We start from the raw sequence: 17,776 nt of genomic DNA on the forward strand, positions 1-17,776 counted from the left end.
GAACCCGGTGGCGGGCCGCTCTTCCACTGCCTGGCCGCCCTGCGGCGGGTCGAATTGCGCGGCCCGTTCCGGCCTGATCGTCGCTTTGCGGTCCCGAGGCTGAACCTACAGTGCAACGAGCCGCTTTCCCCTTGCTGGCCCTCGTCGCCCCCCTTCTTCGCTCCGCTCAAGCCGCCCCATGCCGCCCTCCGCTTCGCCGTCCTCCAACGCCCTGGCCCAGCTGCTGACGCGGGCGCAAACCCTGCTGCAGAACAAGCAATGGCGCGACGGCGCCACGCTGCTGCGCCAGGCTCTGCGCCAGCAGCCCGAAGACGGCGGCCTGTGGCTGACGCTGGCGCGCACCCTGCGCGCCGCGCAGCTGACGCGTGAAGCCATGGAGGCCGCCGAACAGGCCATGCGCCATGCCGCCCGCGTGGACCACGCCCAGGCCGCGACGCTGCTCGCCGCCCAGGCGGCGATGGCCCTGAACGAGCATGCACGCGTCGTCGCGTTCGCCAGCGCGCTGCCCGGAGACCTGTGCGCCAGCGAGCTGGAACTGCTGAAGCTGCACGGCGCGGCGCTGAACCGGCTGGGCCGCTCGCAGGAAGCCATTCCCGTGCTGATGCAGGCGCTGGCGCTGAAGATCGACGAACGCGACGCCTACATCGAGCTCGGCTTCGCCTTCTACAACCTGAAGATGCACGCCGAATCGGCCGAGTGCTTCCGCACCGTGACCGTGCTGCATCCCACCCACCTGGGCGCCCAGGCCTATCTGATCCACCTCGAACAACACGCCTGCCAATGGCAGGACTACGAGCCGCGCCGCCAGGCGCTGCTGGACGCGCAGGCGCGCGCCGCGCAGGACCCGCTGCCGCAGTTCAGCGTGCCCTTCACGCTGGTTTCGCTGCCGCACGAGCCGCAACAGATGCTGGAGGCGGCGCGCATGACCTCGCGCTACCTGAGCCAGAACATCGTGCCGCTGCCCCCCGCCGCGCCACGCGCGCCGCGCGCCACGCGCCGGCTGCGCATCGGCTATCTGTCCAACGACCTGCAATCCCATGCCACCGCGACCCTGATCGCGCAGGTGTTGGAAGAGCACGACCGCGAGCGCTTCGAGATCCTGCTCTTCTCGCACGCGCCGGACGATGGCTCGGCGATGCGCCAGCGCCTGATCGCCGCCTGCGACCGCTTCGAGGACGTGCTGCCGCTGGGCCTGCCCGACACCGCGCGCCGCATCCGCGAGCTGGAGGTGGACCTGCTGGTGGACCTGAAAGGCCATACCGCGGGCAGCCGTCTGCCCGTGCTGGCGTATCGGCCGGCCCCGGTCCAGGTGGGCTGGCTGGGCTTCCCGGGCACCTGCGGGCTGGACGCGGTGGACTATGTGATTGGCGACCCGGAGGTCACGCCGCTGGCGCACGCGCCGTTCTACAGCGAGAAGATCGCGCAGATGCCGATCTGCTACCAGCCCAATGACGGCCGGCGCGCACGCGGCACGCCACCGCCCCGCGCGGCGCTGGGCCTGCCCGAGCAGGCCATCGTGCTGCTGGGCGCCAACCAGGTCTACAAGCTCAACCCGCCGCTGTTCGACGCCTGGATGGAGATCCTGCGCCGCGTGCCCGCGGCCGTGCTGTGGCAGCTGGCCGGCAGCGAGCCGGCCAATGCGGCGCTGCGCGACGAGGTCGCCCGGCGCGGCATCGATCCGCGGCGCCTGGTGCTGATGCCCAAGGCCGACCTGGCCGAGCACGCCGCCCGGCTGGGCGCGGCCGACCTGGCGCTGGACACCTGGCCCTGCAACGGCCACACGACCACCAGCGACGCGCTGTGGGCCGGCGTGCCGGTGATCACGCGGCGCGGCGAAGGCTTCGCCGCGCGCGTCGCGGCCAGCCTGCTGCAGGCCAGCGGCCTGCCCGAACTCATCTGCGACAGCAGCGCCGACTATGTGGCGCTGGCCTGCCGGCTGGCCGACGACGCCGTCGCGCGCAACGCGCTGCGCGAGCGGCTGCTGGCCGCGCGCGACAGCGCCGCGCTGTTCAATGCCCAAGGCTTCGCGCGCGACCTGGAAGCGCTGTACGAGCGCATGTGGGCGCGCCACGAGGCAGGCCTGCCCCCCGAGGCGCTGCCGGCCGCCGCCGCAAGCGCGCACGGCGCATCCGCCTGAACGCCGCGGCGCAAGCGGCGACCCACCATGACAAAAGCCCGCCGGAAGGCGGGCTCGCGGTGCGCGGACGACAGCGCGCCCGCGGGGGAATTCAGTGTCCCTGCAGCCGGGCCAGTTCCGCCTGGGCCAGGGGCTCCAGCTCGGGCGCCTCGGCGCGCAGGCTGGCGCGCGCATCGGGCTGCATCAGGCGCAGCAGCGCGGCGACGGCGCCGGACACATCGCCCAGGCCCGCGCGCGCGAAGCCCAGCGTGTAGAGGCTGGGGCCGTGGGCGGGGCGGGCCTGCAGCGCGCGCATCGCGTAGTCGGCGGCCATCTGCAGCTCGCCGGCGGCCAGCAGCAGCGCGGAGATGTCGGCCATCACCTCATGGCATTGAGGATCCAGCGTCAGCGCGTCGCACAGCAGGTGCAGGCCGTCGCCGAGGCGACCTTGCGCGGCCTGTTCGAACGCGGCCTGGCGCGCGCTGGCCAGCAAGGCCTTCGCCTCGGGCGACAGCTGCGGGCGGCCGGTGTCGGTATCGATGGGCATCACGGCCGGCGACGGAGCACCCTGACCGTGGAGGATGGCGGTTTGCGATGACATGGACGTCTACCTTTCCTGGATGGACGGGTTTGCCTGCTCGGCATGAGTGCTGCTGACTTTAGGCCCCGGACCGTGCCGCAATACGCAGAAAAGCGCCGTTGTGCACGGCCTTCTCGGCCCCTGAGGCGGACACCACCGGTCGAAATCAGCGCTGAGGGCCGCACGCCACGGATCCACCGGACCGGACGGTCGCCCCTTCTGCTCCCCCTTATTCAGACACACAGCGAGGCACGCCCAGAACCCACTCCCCAGTTCCAACCGCCCTACCCGGCCGCGATCCGATGACGTCGAACCGATCGCATGAACAAGGCCAGGACCGGGCCGCTAATCCGACGATCAAGCCTCTTGACAAACAGGGCTCAAGTTTTCTTGAGCGCTGTCCGACAACCATTTCAACGGGTCTGAATTCAGACGCGTGGTCCGGTTAGGAGGCCTGGAGTCGGGACACCCCAAGGGGGGTGGGACTGAAACGGTTGACTAGCGTCGGGCGGGGTCCGCGGACGGTTCGCCGCCCCTGGACCCGGCAAGGGTGCCTACCCGGACACCCGTGTGGTTCGGCGCTTAGCCGGGAGTCTTCAACGCTGAAAGGAGCAGAAAATGCCCGCCATCATCAACACCAACCTGCTGTCGCTGAACGCGCAGCGCAACACCTCGACCTCGCAGCTGTCGCTGGCGACCTCGATGCAGCGCCTGTCCTCGGGTCTGCGAGTGAACTCGGCCAAGGACGACGCCGCCGGCCTCGCCATCGCCGAGCGCATGCAAGCCCAGGTGCGCGGCATGAACGTCGCGGTGCGCAACGCCAACGACGGCATCTCGCTGTCGCAGACCGCGGAAGGCGCGCTGTCCAAGGTCAGCGATTCGCTGCAGCGCATGCGTGAGCTGGCCGTGCAGGCGCGCAACGCCACCAACACCACCACCGACCTGGATTCCATCGGCAAGGAATACACGCAGCTGTCGCAGGAAATCGGCCGCGTGCTGGGCGGCACCACCTTCAACGGCAAGAACATCCTGGCCGGCGATGCGGGCACGCAGACCTTCCAGGTCGGCGCCAACACCACCACCAACGACGTGGTGGACGTGGTGACCACCAACATGGCCACCAACACCGACATCACGACGGTGACCAGCGCGACGATCTCCAACACCTCGGACACCGCGGCACTGAAGGACATCATCGACAACGTCGACAAGGCCATCAACACCGTCAGCGGCGAACGCGCGACGCTGGGCGCCTCGCAGAACCGCTTCGAGGCCATCATCTCCAACCTGCAGATCTCGGTGGAGAACCAGAGCGCCGCACGCAGCCGCATCATGGATGCGGACTTCGCGACGGAAACGGCCAACCTGAGCCGCGCGCAGATCCTGCAACAGGCGGGCAACGCGATGATCGCCCAGGCCAACCAGCAACCGCAGCAAGTGCTGTCGCTTCTTCGATGAAGCCGGGCCAGCCCCGCTGGCCCTAGGCGCAATCGCCGCGACCGCCGCCCAGGCGGTCGCGCCGAGGAGCCAGAGTCCCCCAGCACAAGCCCCCTGAGCGCCGCCCGGCCCACGCCCATCCGGGCCCTGCGGCGGCGCTCTTCTCCCCCTCACGGGAACGGGGTGCGCATCGGCAGCCAAGGCCAAAAGATGCGAGGAGCGGATCAATCCAGCGGATCGGGCTCAAGTCCTTCCAGGTGTCGTCGATAACAAGTCCAACGGGTCCTCCTGGACTGCGTGGTCCGGCAGATGTGATGACCGGACGTCCCTGACACCGAAAGGATTGGATCATGCCCCAGATCATCAACACCAACCTGCAGTCCCTGAACGCGCAGCGCAATCTGTCGACCTCGCAGTCGTCGCTGAGCGTGTCCATGCAGCGCCTGTCCTCGGGTCTGCGCGTGAACTCGGCCAAGGACGATGCCGCCGGCCTCGCCATCGCCGAACGCATGCAAGCCCAGGTGCGCGGCATGAACGTCGCCGTGCGCAACGCCAACGACGGCATCTCCCTGGCGCAGACGGCCGAAGGCGCGCTGTCCAAGGTCGGCGACTCGCTGCAGCGCATGCGTGAGCTGGCCGTGCAGGCGCGCAACGCCACCAACACCACCACCGACCTGGATTCCATCGGCAAGGAATACGCGCAGCTGTCGCAGGAAATCGGCCGCGTGCTGGGCGGCACCACCTTCAACGGCAAGGCCATCCTCGCCGGCGATGCGGGCACGCAGACCTTCCAGATCGGCGCCAACACCACGGCCAACGACGTGGTGGACGTGGTGACCACCAACATGGCCACCAACACCGACATCACGACGGTGACCGCGGCCGCCATCACCAACACCTCCGATACCGCGGCGCTGAAGGACATCATCGACAACATCGACAAGGCCATCACCACGGTCAGCGGCGAGCGCGCGACGCTGGGCGCCTCGCAGAACCGCTTCGAGGCCATCATCTCCAACCTGCAGATCTCGGTGGAGAACCAGAGCGCCGCACGCAGCCGCATCATGGATGCGGACTTCGCGACGGAGACGGCCAACCTGAGTCGCGCGCAGATCCTGCAGCAGGCCGGCAACACCATGGTGGCTCAGGCCAACCAGATGCCGCAGCAGGTGCTGTCGCTGCTGCGCGGCGGCTGAGTCCGCGGCCCGCGAACCGCGATCCAGGCTCCATGCGCACCGCTCCGGCGGTGCGCATGGAGCCTTTCTTTTTGGCCGTGGTTTTCCTGCCTTTTCCGCGCTTCATCGCCATTCGGCACTTCGCACAATGGCCCCATCGGATTCGAGTGCTCGGGTCCGACGTCCGGTCCTACCGACATCGCCGCCGCGGCATGCGCCGCAGCGACAACGCCAGGCAGGCCGCGCCGCTTGATGAAGATCGCCGTAGACCGGATTTCGCGCAGGAGTGCTTATGCCGCAGACCATCAACACCAACATCACGTCGCTGAACGCGCAGCGCAATCTGAACATGTCCCAGTCCTCGCTGGGCATCTCGATGCAGCGACTGTCCTCCGGGCTGCGCGTCAACTCCGCCAAGGATGACGCCGCGGGCCTCGCCATCGCCGAACGCATGAACGCGCAAGCGCGCGGCATGAGTGTCGCGATCCGCAACGCCAACGACGGCATCTCGCTGGCGCAGACCGCCGAAGGCGCGCTGGGCAAGGTCGCCGACGCGCTGCAGCGCATGCGCGAACTGGCCATCCAGGCCCGCAACGCGACCAATGCCAATTCCGACAAGGACTCGCTGGACAAGGAGTTCGGCGAACTGGCCAAGGAAATCCAGCGCGTGCTGGGCGGCACCACCTTCAACGGCAAATATGTGCTGGGCTCCGATGCCGGCCAGCCGCAGGTCTTCCAGGTGGGCCCCAACACCACGGCCAACGACGAGATCGCCGTCACCACGCCCAACCTGACCGCCGACGGGGCGATCACGCCGGTGGCGGGCAACGACATTTCCGGCGCAGGCCGTGCCGTGATCGACAACACGGCCGATGCCACCGCCATCGCCGCGGTGGTGACCAACATCGACGGCGCGCTGAACAAGATCAACGAGGAACGCGCGACGCTGGGCGCCACGCAGAACCGCTTCGACGCGGTGATCTCCAACCTGCAGGTCGCCTACGAGAACCAGACCGCAGCCCGCGCGCGTATCATGGACGCCGACTACGCACAGGAGACCTCCAACCTGTCGCGCGCGCAGATCCTGCAGCAGGCCGGCAATGCGATGGTGGCCCAGGCCAACCAGTTGCCGCAGCAGGTGCTGTCGCTGTTGCGCGGCGGTTGATCGATCGACAACGCTTCTTTCCCGGGCCGGCCCGTTTCCAACGCGCCGGCCTCAAGTTCTGAGGCGAGGGGCCGATAAGCCGGGTATCCGGCGCCCCTGGCGACCCGGAGCGCACTCTTTCGGAGCACTGCCATGGCATCCGTCACCCAAGTCGGCATCGGCAACAACACCAGCTACGAGTCCCTGATCCAGGGCCTGGTCAACGCCGAGCGCACGCCCATCACCCAACTGCAGACGCGGGCCAAGACCATGCAGACGCAGCTGTCGGCCTTCGGCAAGCTGCAAAGCGCGATCAGCGCGGTGCGCGATGCCGCCGCCAAGCTGACGCGGCCCGACACCTGGGGGGCACTGACCGCCACCTCCTCCGACACCAGCGCGCTGACCGTCACCGCCGGCACCGGCACGGCGGGCGGCAACTTCTCGGTGGCGGTGACGCAGATCGCCGCGTCGCAGACCCTGGCCTCGCCGGCCGTCAGCGCCGACACCAAGCTGGGCGCCGGCACACTGACCATCCAGCTGGGCAAGTGGAACGCCGACCAGACCGGCTTCACGCCCAAGAGTGGCGCGACCGCCGTCAACGTGAGCATCGGGGCCGACGATTCGCTGACGACCATACGCGACAAGATCAACAGCGCCGGCGCCGGCGTGGTGGCCTCGGTGGTCAACGACTCGTCCGGCTCGCGCCTGGTGATGCGCTCCAGCCTCACCGGCGAAAGCAGTGCCTTCCGCGTCACCGTGGCCGATGGTGACGGCAACAACAGCGACGCCGCGGGGCTGTCGCGCCTGGCCTTTGACCCCAGCGCGGGCATCAGTTCAATGGGCCAGACCCAGGCGGCGCAGAACGCCAAGGCGGTGATCAACGGCCTGCCTGTCAATTCCGAAAGCAACACCATCGAGTCCGCCATCGACGGCCTGAGCATGACCCTGCTCAAGCCCGCGACGACCACGGTCACGATGAACCAGGACAAGGACAGCATCAAGAAGACGATCAACGAATTCGTCACCGCCTACAACGCCTTCGTCCAGCTCACCCGCGACCAGCTCAAGTACGACGACTCGACCAAGACCGCCGGACCGCTGCAGGGCGACTCCACCGCGATCGGCATGCAGTCGCAGCTGCGCCAGATCATGAGCGGCAGCACCACCTTGGCCGGCAACACCTACAACCGGCTGGCGGCGGTCGGACTGGACATCCAGTCCAACGGCACGATCACGGTCAACGACACCAAGCTCAACACCGCGCTGGGCCATGTCACCGACATGAAGCAGCTCTTCATGGGGCTGGACACCGGCAACAAGGAAAACAGCGGCATCGCGCAGCGCCTGCGCGCCGCCGCCGACGAGATGCTGAGCTTCGACGGCAGCCTGAGCACGCGCCAGAAGGGCCTGCAAAGCCGCATCAAGGACAACGGCGAGCGTCAGGACAAACTCGAGGACCGCGTCGCGCTGATCGAGAAGCGGCTGCGCGCGCAGTACACCGCGCTGGACAAGACCATGGGCAAGATGAACCAGCTGTCCAGCTACGTCAGCCAGCAGATGACGCTGCTGGGCCGCTGAGCCGCTCTCTCCTCTTCCCTCGAAAAGCCCCTGATTCAGGGGCTTTTTCTATGGGGCCGCGCTCGCGGGCGCGCGGCCACTGCACCAAGGACGCGCAACGCACAAAGAGGGCGCCACGGAGCCCTCAAGTTCCTCCCGCCGGGGCCGAAGAATGTCTCAACAGACCTTAGCAACCCCGAGCACCATGTACGGCAACACTTCCCCCTTCGCCTCGCGCGGCCAGCGCGCCAGCCAGATGTACAGCCGGGTCGGTGTCGAGACCGATGTGCTCAACGCCAGCCCGCACCGCCTGGTGACCCTGCTGTTCGATGGCGCGATGGACGCCATGACCCAGGCCCTGGGCGCGCTGCAGACCGGCCAGGGCGAGCTGAAGAACCGCAGCCTGACCCGCGCCGTGCGCATCCTGGACGAAGGCCTGAAGGCCGCGCTGAACCTGGAGTCCGGCTCGCTGGCCGGCGATCTGCGCGACCTCTACGCCTATCTGTGCCTGCGCCTGACCCAGGCCAATCTGCACAGCGATGCCGCCGCGATCGAGGAGTGCCAGCGTCTGCTGCAACCGATACGCGAGGCCTGGATCAGCATCGGCACCCGGGTGGATTCCGCCCAGGCCGCCTGACCCACGCCCTGCCCCCGACAAACCGCTTCCGCACGGATCCCGACATGAACACGCAACTCCTCAGCTACTACGAAGCCATCGAGCAAGCCAGCGCCGACATGCTCAACGCCGCCCGTTCGGGCAACTGGGACGAGGTGGTGAAGCTGGAAGGCGCCTGCGTGCTGCTGATCTCGCAGCTCAAGCATGCCGCCAATCGCGAGCAGCTGGCCCCCGAGGAGGCCCAGCTGAAGACCCGCATCATGCAGCGCATCCTGCTCAACGACGCCGAGATCCGTCACCTGGCCGAACCCTGGCTGGAGGACCTGGACCAGATGCTCAAGGGCAAGTCCAAGATCGTCCACTGAAAGGCCTGCGGCCCCGCGTCCGAGGCCGCCCCGGACAACGAGCCCACGAAGCCATCGCCGAGATGCCTGACACCCGCGCCGCCCGCTCCTCGCCGGCCGAGTTCCGCCTGGACAGCCCGGCCGAGATCCAGGGCTGGTTGCGCGAGTTGCTGGCCCGCCAGCAGCGCATCCAGCTCTGCACGCCGGACGGTCTGGGCGTCCACAGCGTGCTGCTGGCGCTGGATGCAACCCATGGCGCGCTGAGCCTGGAAGTTCCGCCCGAGAACGAAGCGCTGGACGAGCTGCTGCAAAGCCAGGAGGTCCAGGCCACCGCCTATCTGGACCGCATCCGTCTGGAGTTCGAACTGCCGGGACTGTGCCGCGTCGACGGCGCGAGCGGCCGCGTGCTGCGCGCCGCGCTGCCGACCGAGCTCTACCGCTTTCAGCGCCGCCAGGCCTACCGCGTCAGCGCCGGCAGCGGGCTCTACCCGGCGCTGTGCCTGGGTGGCGAAGCCCCGCTGCGGCTGCGGGTGATCAACCTGAGCATGGGAGGGCTGGCGCTGCTGTGGCCCGCCACGCTGGAGCTGCCGGCCGAACAGGCGCTGATCGAAGGGGCCGAGCTGGAGCTGGACCTCGACACCCAGATTGCCCTGTGCCTGCGCGTGCAGCATGTCACGCCCGCCGAAGGCCCCCACCCTGCCCAGCTGGGCTGTGGCTTCGAACAGCTCAGCGCAATGGCGGCACGCGCGCTGCAGCGCTACATCGACCAGGCCCAGAAACGCGAGCGGCTGATGCGCCGCACATCCGGCGCCGACTGAGCGTCGGCGGTCGCGGCCGGACCGGCCGCGGCACTCACACCTGCATGTTCATGATCTCGGAATAGGCCGAGACCAGGCGGTTGCGCACCTGCAGCGTGGCCTGGAAGCCGATCTGCGCCTTCTGCATCGCGATCATGGTCTCTTCCAGGCTCACCGTGGGGTTGTCCAGCTGCACCTCGCGCTGCAGGCGCTGCGCCTCCTGCTGGCTGGCGCTGACCGATTTGAGCGCCTGGCTCATCGCGTCCGCAAAGCTGGCCCCGGCGGCGGCGCGCGTCGAGGCCAGCGGCTGCCCCTGCGGGGTCAGCCCGGCACGGGCGGCGGCTTGCGCGAAATCGAAGGGCTTGAGCTTCAGGTCCATGACGCAGACAGTACGGGTGGATACCCGAGTGCTGCGAATCCTACGCAGCCCCGCCGCCGCCCAAGTGCGGAACAGGGGGCCCTTATTCGGCCTGTTCGCGGCTTTCTTGAGGGCCCGGATCCGAATAATTCATCCAGCAGCGGGCATGGTCGCCCGTCCGAAGTCTTCGCACCGCCCAAAGCCGCCCCATGGACAACGCCCTGAGCCCGAGCAACACCGCCCTGGCGGACCCCGACGCGGCGCCGGCCGCGCCCACCGGTCTGGTCCAGCGGCTCACGGCCCTGCCGCTGCGCAACAAGCTGGGCCTGGGGCTGGGCCTGGCCGCACTGGTCGGCGTGCTGCTGGCGATGGCGCTGTACTCCGGCAAGACCGACTTCCGCCCGGTGTTCACCGGCCTGTCCGACAAGGACGGCGGCGCCATCATCGCCCAGCTGGCGCAGATGAACGTGCCCTACCGCAACGAGCCAGGCGGCACCATCCTGGTGCCCGCCGCGCAGGTGTACGACGTGCGCATGAAGCTGGCCTCCGCCGGCCTGCCCAAGGGCAGCGTGGTCGGCTTCGAGCTGATGGACAAGACCTCCATCGGCCAGACCCAGTTCAACGAACGGCTGAACTTCCAGCGCGCGCTGGAAGGCGAGCTGACCCGCACCATCACCGCGATGGCCGACGTGGCCGACGCCCGCGTGCACCTGGCCATGCCGCAGCAGAACGGCTTCTTCCGCGAACAGCAAAAGCCCAGCGCGTCGGTGATGCTGACGCTGCGCGGCGGACGCACGCTGGACCGCGCCCAGGTGGCCGGCATCGTGCACCTGGTCTCGGCCTCGGTGCCGGAGCTGGCGCCCAAGGCCGTCTCGGTGCTGGACCAGACCGGCGCCCTGCTCTCCAACCCCAGCGACAACGGCAACGGGCTGGACAGCCAGCAGCTGCAGTACAAGCAGCAGGTCGAAGCCAACCTGAACAAGCGCATCTACGAGCTGCTGGAGCCGGTGGTGGGCCGCGAGAACCTGCGCGCCACCGTGACCGCCGACGTCGATTTTTCGCAGGTCGAATCCACCGCCGAGGAATACCGCCCCAACCAGGGCCCCAATGCCCAGGTGGCGGTACGCGCCTCGCAGACCCAGGAATCGATCAACAGCACGCCGCAGCCCCCCACCGGCGTGCCCGGCGCGGCGACCAACCAGCCTCCGGTGCCGGCCACCGCGCCCATCAATGGCGCGTCCGCGCCGCTGCAGACCGCGGGCGGCGCCGCCAACTCGCAGAGCAGCCGCCGCGAGGCGGTGACCAACTACGAGCTGGACAAGACCGTGCGCGTGACCCGCAACGCCATTGGCACGGTGCGCCGGCTCAACGCCGCGGTGGTGGTCAACCACCGCAGCATGACCGACCCCAAGGGCAAGACCAGCACCCAGCCGGTGCCGCAGGAAGAGCTGGACAAGCTCAACGACCTGGTCAAGGAAGCGCTGGGCTTCAGCCAGCAGCGCGGCGATTCGGTCAAGGTCATCAGCGCGCCCTTCGTGACCGAGAAGGTCGAGCCGGTGGACGTGCCGCTGTGGAAGCAGCCCTGGCTGCTCGAGCTGGCGCGCACCGCCGCCATCCCGGCCGCCCTGGTGCTGGTGGCGCTGATCGCGGTGTTCGGCATGGTGCGCCCGGCGATCCGCGCGGCCTACCCGCCGCCCGAGCCCCAGCCCGAGGCCGGTGCCGGCACCCAGCTCAACGCGGTCGAGGACGAGCAGCACGCGCTGCCGGGCGCCGGCGGCCTGCCGGCCCTGGAGGCGCCGATCTCCAACGACAAGCTGGAACGCGTCCGCATCATCGCCAAGGACAACCCGCTCGCGGTGGCCAACATCGTGCGCGCCTGGGTCAATGGCGAAGAGCTGGAAGCGGTGAAGAAAGGTTGATGGGCCATGGACGACAAGGGCGTTGAGGACGCAGCCATCCTGCTGATGTCGCTGGGCGAGGAAGAGGCCTCCGAGGTCTTCAAGCACCTGGCCCCCAAGGAAGTGCAGAAGCTGGGCGAGACCATCGCCAAGCTCAAGGTCGTGCCGCGCGAGCGCGTCGAGAACGTGCTGGACAAGTTCGAGGCCGTCGCCGAAACCCAGAGCATGCTGGTGCAGGACACCGACGAATACGTGCGCACGGTGCTGCGCAAGGCCCTGGGCGAGGACAAGGCCAACCTGCTGCTGGACCGCATCCTGCAGGGCTCCGACGTCTCGTCGATCGAGAGCCTGAAGTGGATGGACCCGGCCTCGGTGGCGGAGCTGCTGCGCAACGAGCACCCGCAGATCGTCGCCGCCATCCTCTCCCACCTGGACTTCGACCAGAGCAGCTCGGTGCTGCGCACCTTCAGCGAGCGCCAGCGCAACGAGGTGCTGATCCGCATCGCGACGCTGGACGGCATCCAGCCGATGGCACTCAAGGACCTCAACGAGGTCATGGGCCAGATCCTGGCCGGCGGCGACCGCATGAAGAAGTCCAACCTGGGCGGCGTCAAGACCGCGGCCGAGATCATCAACATGATGGGCTCCAGCGTCGAGGCCTCAGTGCTGGACTACATCCGCGAGGCGGATGCCGACCTGGCCCAGAAGATCATGGACAACATGTTCACCTTCGAAGATCTGGAAAAGATCGACGACCGCGGCATCCAGTCCGTGCTCAAGGAGGTGCAGTCCGAGTCGCTCATCGTCGCCCTCAAGGGCGCCGGCCCCGACCTGCGCGAGAAGATCTTCCGCAACATGTCCAGCCGCGCCGCCGAGACGCTGCGCGAGGACCTGGACTCGCGCGGCCCGGTGCGGCTGTCCGAGGTCGAGTCGGAGCAGAAGGAAATCCTCAAGATCGTGCGCCGCCTGGTCGACGAGGGCCAGATCGTGCTCGCCGGCGGCGGCGACGACCAGTTCCTGTAAGGCGGCCGGACAGCGACCATGGTCACACGCCCGCCCCGTCAGGTGCCGCCGCCGCAACGCCCCGATGGCGAGCAGCGCACCAGCCACTACAGCCGCTTCATTCCGCGCGAGGAGCTGCAGGGCTTTTCGGCCTGGAACCCGGGCGACCTGGGCGGCCCGCCGCCGCAGCGCCCGCCGGTCAGCGCCCCGATGCCCCCTCAGCCTCCGGCCCCGCCGCCCGAGCCCGAACCGGACCTGGACGAGCTGATGCACCAGGCCCGCCAAGCCGGCTACCAGGACGGCTACCGCGACGGCATGGCGGCGCTGGACGCTTTCAAGCAGAGCTTTGCCAAGCAGATCAGCGCCCAGCTCGGCGCGCTGGTGCAGAGCTTCGACGCGGAGTTCGACGCGCTGGAGCAGCAGATGGCCGACGCGCTGGCGCGCAGCGCCGTGGAACTGGCGCGCCAGGTGGTGCGCGGCGAACTGGTGCAGCGCCCCGAGCTGATCGCCGACGTCGCTCACCAGGCCGTCGAGGCCTTGCTCATCAATGCGCGCCATGTGCGCGTGCGCGTCAACCCCGAGGACCTGCCGCTGGTGCTGGACGGCGCCGGCGAGGAACTGCGTGCCCGCGAGGCCCAGGTCCTGCCCGACCCCACCGTCGCGCGCGGCGGCTGCAAGGTCGACGCCGACATCTGCAGCGTCGACGCGACGCTGCCGGCGCGCTGGCAGCAGGCCATGGCCGCGATCGGCCAGGCCTCGCTGTGGGAAGACCGCCGTGGCAACGGCGCCGCCGAGCCGCCCACCGGAGCCGACGCATGAACACTCGCCTGGGCCGCTGGCAGCAATACCTGGACGACCTGGAGTCCTTCGCCGCCAACCCGGTCGGCCTGGAGCCCCAGGGCAAGCTGGTGCGCGTCGCCGGCCTGGTGCTGGAGGCCACCGGCGTCAAGGTGCCGGTGGGCTCGGTCTGCGAGATCCACATGCCCTCCTCCGCCGCCAACCCGCGCCGCGGCCAGCGCCCGGTGCAGGCCGAGGTGGTGGGCTTCTCGGGCGACCGCGCCTACCTGATGCCCACCGACGAGGTGCACGGCCTGGCCAGCGGCGCGATGGTGCTGCCGCGCCCGGCCGCGCTGCACGGGCCGCAGCTGGGCCAGGCGCGCCACCCCTGGCGGCGCGATGAGGACCGCGGCCTGCACCTGCCCATGGGCGACGGCCTGCTGGGCCGCGTCGTCGACCCGCAGGGCCAGCCGCTGGACCGCCGGGGCCCGCTGGAGCTGGTGCATGGCGAGCCCATGGTGCGCCGCCCGATCAACGCCATGGACCGCGACCCGGTGCGCACCCCGCTGGACACCGGCGTGCGCGCGATCAACGCCATGCTCACCGTGGGCCGCGGCCAGCGCCTGGGCCTGTTCGCCGGCACCGGCGTCGGCAAATCGGTGCTGCTGGGCATGATGGCGCGCTACACCCAGGCGGACGTGATCGTCGTCGGGCTGATCGGCGAGCGCGGCCGCGAAGTGAAGGAATTCATCGAAGACATCCTCGGCGAGGATGGCCTGCAACGCTCGGTCGTCGTCGCCGCGCCGGCCGACGCGCCGCCGCTGCTGCGCATGCAGGGCGCCAGCTACGCCACCGCGATCGCCGAGCACTTCCGCGACCGCGGCCAGCATGTGCTGCTGCTGATGGACTCGCTGACCCGCTACGCGATGGCGCAACGCGAGATCGCGCTGGCCATCGGCGAGCCGCCGGCCACCAAGGGCTATCCGCCCAGCTGCTTCGCCAAGCTGCCCCAACTGGTCGAGCGCAGCGGCAACGGCCTGGCCGGCGAAGGCTCCATCACCGCCTTCTACACCGTGCTGTCCGAGGGCGACGACCAGCAGGACCCGATCGCCGACGCGGCGCGCGGCATCCTGGATGGCCACATCGTGCTCTCGCGCGATCTGGCCGAAGCCGGCCATTACCCGGCGATCGACGTAGAACGCTCGATCTCGCGGGTGATGACCAACGTCGCGTCGCAGCGCCATGTCGAGCAGGCGCGGCGCTTCCGCCAGCTGCTCGCCAAATACAACAAGGCCCGCGACCTGATCCAGCTGGGCGCCTACAGCCCGGGCAGCGACCCGGAGCTGGACCTGGCCGTGCGCCTGCATCCGGACATGGTGCGCCTGCTGCAGCAGGACATGCACCAGCCGGCCAGCCTGGGCGACAGCATCAACCAGCTTGCTGCAGTGGTCAATTTCGCCTGAACGCTGCCGATAACACGAACATGAGGTGAGCCCATGATCAACCAATCCCTGCAGACCCTCCAAGTGCTGTTGGAGCGCGCCGAAGCCGAACGCGACGAAGCGCTGCGCCAGCTCCAGGACGCCCAGTCGCGCGCCCAGGCCGCGCGCTCGCAGCACGATCAGCTGTCCCAATACCGCGGGGAATACCAGCAGCGCTGGACCCAGCAGTTTGCCCAGCGCACCACGACCCAGATCCTGGGCTGCTATCAGAACTTCGGGCTGCGCCTGGACCAGGCGATCCAACAGCAGCAGCATGTGGCCAGCTTTGCCGACCAGCGCCTGGAAGGCGCCCGCGAGCGCCTGCGCGAACGCGAGCTGCGCGTGGCCTCGGTGCGCAAGCTGATCGAGCGCCGCCGCGGCGAGGCGCTGCGCAAGCAACTGCGCCAGGAACAAAAGGCCACCGACGAGCAGGCCGCGCGCGCCGCGCTGCTGGCGATGAACCCGCTGACCCGCCTGGTGGCCTGAGGGGTGTGCACGCGATGAATGCCAGCCCGCCCCTGATCACCGCCGCCGCCACCGGGTCGGCCAGTGCCCATCCGCGCCGCAGCGAGGCCCTGAGCCCGCCCGACAACGGCTTCGCGCAGATGCTGCGCAGCGCGGCGCCAGCGCCGGCGCCAGCCGCGCGTACAGCCCCGCCGCCGCCGCCCGTGCGGAGTGCAGCGCCCGCGGCGCCGCATCAGAACACGGCGCCGGAAAACCGCACGGCGCAGAATGCCGCGCCCAAGTCGCCATCGCGCCCGGCCACGGCGCCCGCCGCGCCGCAAGAGGCCAAGGCCTCATCGGCCGCGGCGTCGAAGCCGCAGAGCGCCGAAGCCACGGCGACGGACGGCGCCCACGGCGAAGACAGCGCCGGCAAGAGCGGCGAGCGCGACAAGGACGACGCCACCGCGCCGGACAGCCCCCTGGCCCGCGAGGTGCTGGCCCAACTGGGCGGCGAGACGGCCCGCGCACGGCCCGAACCGCGTGCGGATGGCGACACCGCCACCCCGCAGGGCGACGCCACGGGCGGCCGCAAGACGTCCGCCATCGGCGACGCTGGCGACGATTCGGCCACGCAGCGCACGGGCGAACGCCAGGCTCGCGCGGCCGCCGATGACGCCGGTGCGACCCGGGGCACGCAGCGCGCCGACGCCGACAAGGCCACGCATGAAGGCGCCGCCGCCGCATCCGGCACCGCCGCGTCCGAACAGGCGGCTCCGGCCGCCAAGGGTGCCGGCGAAGCCGCGCCCGGCAGCTTCCAGGCTCAACTGGCCCAGGCGACCCAGGCCCAGCAGCCCGCCACGCACGCCCACGGGGCGGCCAACACCCCGCAGCGCGAGCTGCAGATGGCCCATCCGCTGCACAGCGATCAGTTCGCGCCGGAGGTGGCGGCGTCGCTGAGCCTGCTGATCAAGGACGGCATCCAACAGGCCCAACTGCAGCTCAACCCGCCCGAGATGGGGCCGGTGGCGGTGCAAATCCAGCTGGACGGCACACTGGCCCAGGTGAATTTCGTCGCCGACCAGGCACAGACCCGCGACGCGCTGGAGCGCGGCCTGCCCGAACTCGCCGCAGCGCTACAGGGCCAGGGCCTGACGCTCAGCGGGGGCGGCGTGTTCGGCCAGAACGCCGGCGGCCAGGCCCGCGAGCAGGCGGGCACGCAGGAACGCTCCGCCGCGGGAGCGACCGGCCCGTCCGGCGCCGCCGACCCCGGCGCACAGGCCCTGAGCGCCCCGCTGCCGCGGGCCCGTCCGCGTGGCGTGCTGGACCTGTATGCCTGAACCTGAACCGCAGTGAACGGTGGCGGGCGCGAAGTCCGACGCCTTTTCCCTGCTATTCCATGCTTGAGGCAGGTCGCGGCGGTCCAATAATGAGGGCATGGAAGGCGAGGTCCGCCTTGCCTGCGCAGGACAAGGAGTTCCCATGGCTGGTGCAGCCGCAGAAGCCCCCGCCGCCGGCGGCGGCGGCAAAAAGAAACTGATCCTCATCATCGTGGCCGTGCTGGTCCTGGTGCTGGTCGGCGTGGCCGCGCTGCTGTTGATGAAGAAGAAGTCACATGCCGAGGACGGCGAGGAGGCCGAGGCCCCGGCCGCGCATGCCACGGTCAAGGCCGGAACCCCGCCCACCTTCGTCCCGCTGGACCCCTTCACGGTCAACCTGGCCGACAAGGAAGTGGACCGCTATGCCCAGATCGGCGTCACGCTGGAGGTCGCCGACCCCAAGGTGGCCGACCAGATCAAGGCCTACATGCCCGCCATCCGCAACAACGTGCTGATGGTGCTGTCGCACAAGACCTCGGCCGACCTGCTCACCCAGGAAGGCAAGGAAAAGCTGGCGCGTGAAATCCGCCGCGAATCGGTGCGCCCCATGGGCGTCGAGCTGGACGACGAGGAAGAGGACGCGGACGCGCCCAAGAAGAAGAAAAAGAAGCGCCGCGCCCCCGACAGCCCTGTGACCCAGGTGCTGTTCTCCACCTTCATCGTCCAGTAATCCC

General features: G+C 69.5%; 17 protein-coding genes. 15 read left to right on the forward strand and 2 right to left on the reverse strand.

The window, feature by feature from the left end:
• The first annotated feature begins 178 nt into the window (after positions 1-178).
• Positions 179-2,137 carry a tetratricopeptide repeat protein gene (locus LZ017_RS20870; protein WP_241398863.1) on the forward strand — a complete coding sequence of 653 codons (1,959 nt, stop codon included), beginning with the start codon at positions 179-181 and terminating at the stop codon, positions 2,135-2,137.
• A gap of 91 nt (positions 2,138-2,228) precedes the next feature.
• Here LZ017_RS20870 and LZ017_RS20875 read toward each other — a convergent pair whose 3' ends face one another.
• Positions 2,229-2,717, reverse strand: a complete 489-nt coding sequence (locus LZ017_RS20875; protein ID WP_241398864.1) for a hypothetical protein — start codon at positions 2,715-2,717, stop codon at positions 2,229-2,231.
• A gap of 597 nt (positions 2,718-3,314) precedes the next feature.
• Here LZ017_RS20875 and LZ017_RS20880 point away from each other — a divergent pair.
• From LZ017_RS20880 to LZ017_RS20910, 7 genes are all read left to right on the forward strand, one after another.
• Complete coding sequence (locus LZ017_RS20880; protein WP_241398865.1) at positions 3,315-4,154, forward strand: flagellin; 840 nt, start codon at positions 3,315-3,317, stop codon at positions 4,152-4,154.
• A gap of 329 nt (positions 4,155-4,483) precedes the next feature.
• The gene (locus LZ017_RS20885; RefSeq protein ID WP_241398866.1) at positions 4,484-5,329 is read left to right on the forward strand and encodes a flagellin; all 846 of its coding nucleotides are present in this window, start codon (positions 4,484-4,486) and stop codon (positions 5,327-5,329) included.
• A 271-nt stretch (positions 5,330-5,600) separates the two neighbouring features.
• Positions 5,601-6,473, forward strand: coding sequence for a flagellin (locus LZ017_RS20890; protein WP_241398867.1), 873 nt, complete (start codon positions 5,601-5,603; stop codon positions 6,471-6,473).
• Positions 6,474-6,605: 132 nt separating this feature from the next.
• Entirely contained in the window at positions 6,606-8,030 is a 1,425-nt protein-coding gene (gene fliD, locus LZ017_RS20895) for a flagellar filament capping protein FliD (protein WP_241398868.1), read from the forward strand.
• Positions 8,031-8,214: 184 nt separating this feature from the next.
• Positions 8,215-8,646, forward strand: coding sequence for a flagellar export chaperone FliS (gene fliS, locus LZ017_RS20900; RefSeq protein ID WP_241398869.1), 432 nt, complete (start codon positions 8,215-8,217; stop codon positions 8,644-8,646).
• Between the two features lie 44 nt (positions 8,647-8,690).
• Positions 8,691-8,990, forward strand: a complete 300-nt coding sequence (locus LZ017_RS20905; RefSeq protein WP_241398870.1) for a flagellar protein FliT — start codon at positions 8,691-8,693, stop codon at positions 8,988-8,990.
• 62 nt (positions 8,991-9,052) lie between these two features.
• Complete coding sequence (locus LZ017_RS20910) at positions 9,053-9,787, forward strand: flagellar brake protein (protein ID WP_241398871.1); 735 nt, start codon at positions 9,053-9,055, stop codon at positions 9,785-9,787.
• A gap of 34 nt (positions 9,788-9,821) precedes the next feature.
• Here LZ017_RS20910 and fliE read toward each other — a convergent pair whose 3' ends face one another.
• Positions 9,822-10,145, reverse strand: coding sequence for a flagellar hook-basal body complex protein FliE (fliE, locus tag LZ017_RS20915; RefSeq protein ID WP_241398872.1), 324 nt, complete (start codon positions 10,143-10,145; stop codon positions 9,822-9,824).
• A gap of 188 nt (positions 10,146-10,333) precedes the next feature.
• Here fliE and fliF point away from each other — a divergent pair, with 188 nt between their 5' ends.
• The 7 genes from fliF (at position 10,334) to fliL (ending at position 17,772) form a co-directional block, all read left to right on the forward strand.
• Positions 10,334-12,043: a flagellar basal-body MS-ring/collar protein FliF gene (fliF, locus tag LZ017_RS20920; protein ID WP_241398873.1), complete on the forward strand. Its 1,710-nt coding sequence runs from the start codon at positions 10,334-10,336 to the stop codon at positions 12,041-12,043.
• Between the two features lie 6 nt (positions 12,044-12,049).
• Positions 12,050-13,045 (forward strand): flagellar motor switch protein FliG, encoded by a 996-nt coding sequence (gene fliG, locus LZ017_RS20925; protein ID WP_241398874.1) that lies wholly within the window; start codon positions 12,050-12,052, stop codon positions 13,043-13,045.
• 18 nt (positions 13,046-13,063) lie between these two features.
• A complete protein-coding gene (locus LZ017_RS20930) occupies positions 13,064-13,843 on the forward strand; it encodes a FliH/SctL family protein (RefSeq protein WP_241398875.1) in 780 nt (259 codons plus the stop codon).
• Positions 13,840-15,264 (forward strand): flagellar protein export ATPase FliI, encoded by a 1,425-nt coding sequence (gene fliI / locus LZ017_RS20935; protein ID WP_241398876.1) that lies wholly within the window; start codon positions 13,840-13,842, stop codon positions 15,262-15,264. Before LZ017_RS20930 ends, fliI begins: the two co-directional genes overlap by 4 nt.
• Before the next feature lie 33 nt (positions 15,265-15,297).
• Positions 15,298-15,768 (forward strand): flagellar export protein FliJ, encoded by a 471-nt coding sequence (fliJ, locus tag LZ017_RS20940; RefSeq protein WP_241398877.1) that lies wholly within the window; start codon positions 15,298-15,300, stop codon positions 15,766-15,768.
• Positions 15,769-15,782: 14 nt separating this feature from the next.
• Complete coding sequence (locus LZ017_RS20945; RefSeq protein ID WP_241398878.1) at positions 15,783-17,063, forward strand: flagellar hook-length control protein FliK; 1,281 nt, start codon at positions 15,783-15,785, stop codon at positions 17,061-17,063.
• A 142-nt stretch (positions 17,064-17,205) separates the two neighbouring features.
• Positions 17,206-17,772 (forward strand): flagellar basal body-associated protein FliL, encoded by a 567-nt coding sequence (gene fliL, locus LZ017_RS20950; RefSeq protein WP_241398879.1) that lies wholly within the window; start codon positions 17,206-17,208, stop codon positions 17,770-17,772.
• Positions 17,773-17,776 lie beyond the last annotated feature (4 nt).

The organism is Pelomonas sp. CA6, from assembly GCF_022549225.1.
Lineage (GTDB): Bacteria > Pseudomonadota > Gammaproteobacteria > Burkholderiales > Burkholderiaceae_C > Roseateles.

Coding starts and splice junctions, on each gene's coding strand:
- LZ017_RS20870 (WP_241398863.1), top strand. CDS start 179: ATGCCGCCCTCCGCTTCGCCGTCCTCCAACGCCCTGGCCCAGCTGCTG.
- LZ017_RS20875 (WP_241398864.1), bottom strand. CDS start 2,717: ATGTCATCGCAAACCGCCATCCTCCACGGTCAGGGTGCTCCGTCGCCG.
- LZ017_RS20880 (WP_241398865.1), top strand. CDS start 3,315: ATGCCCGCCATCATCAACACCAACCTGCTGTCGCTGAACGCGCAGCGC.
- LZ017_RS20885 (WP_241398866.1), top strand. CDS start 4,484: ATGCCCCAGATCATCAACACCAACCTGCAGTCCCTGAACGCGCAGCGC.
- LZ017_RS20890 (WP_241398867.1), top strand. CDS start 5,601: ATGCCGCAGACCATCAACACCAACATCACGTCGCTGAACGCGCAGCGC.
- fliD (WP_241398868.1), top strand. CDS start 6,606: ATGGCATCCGTCACCCAAGTCGGCATCGGCAACAACACCAGCTACGAG.
- fliS (WP_241398869.1), top strand. CDS start 8,215: ATGTACGGCAACACTTCCCCCTTCGCCTCGCGCGGCCAGCGCGCCAGC.
- LZ017_RS20905 (WP_241398870.1), top strand. CDS start 8,691: ATGAACACGCAACTCCTCAGCTACTACGAAGCCATCGAGCAAGCCAGC.
- LZ017_RS20910 (WP_241398871.1), top strand. CDS start 9,053: ATGCCTGACACCCGCGCCGCCCGCTCCTCGCCGGCCGAGTTCCGCCTG.
- fliE (WP_241398872.1), bottom strand. CDS start 10,145: ATGGACCTGAAGCTCAAGCCCTTCGATTTCGCGCAAGCCGCCGCCCGT.
- fliF (WP_241398873.1), top strand. CDS start 10,334: ATGGACAACGCCCTGAGCCCGAGCAACACCGCCCTGGCGGACCCCGAC.
- fliG (WP_241398874.1), top strand. CDS start 12,050: ATGGACGACAAGGGCGTTGAGGACGCAGCCATCCTGCTGATGTCGCTG.
- LZ017_RS20930 (WP_241398875.1), top strand. CDS start 13,064: ATGGTCACACGCCCGCCCCGTCAGGTGCCGCCGCCGCAACGCCCCGAT.
- fliI (WP_241398876.1), top strand. CDS start 13,840: ATGAACACTCGCCTGGGCCGCTGGCAGCAATACCTGGACGACCTGGAG.
- fliJ (WP_241398877.1), top strand. CDS start 15,298: ATGATCAACCAATCCCTGCAGACCCTCCAAGTGCTGTTGGAGCGCGCC.
- LZ017_RS20945 (WP_241398878.1), top strand. CDS start 15,783: ATGAATGCCAGCCCGCCCCTGATCACCGCCGCCGCCACCGGGTCGGCC.
- fliL (WP_241398879.1), top strand. CDS start 17,206: ATGGCTGGTGCAGCCGCAGAAGCCCCCGCCGCCGGCGGCGGCGGCAAA.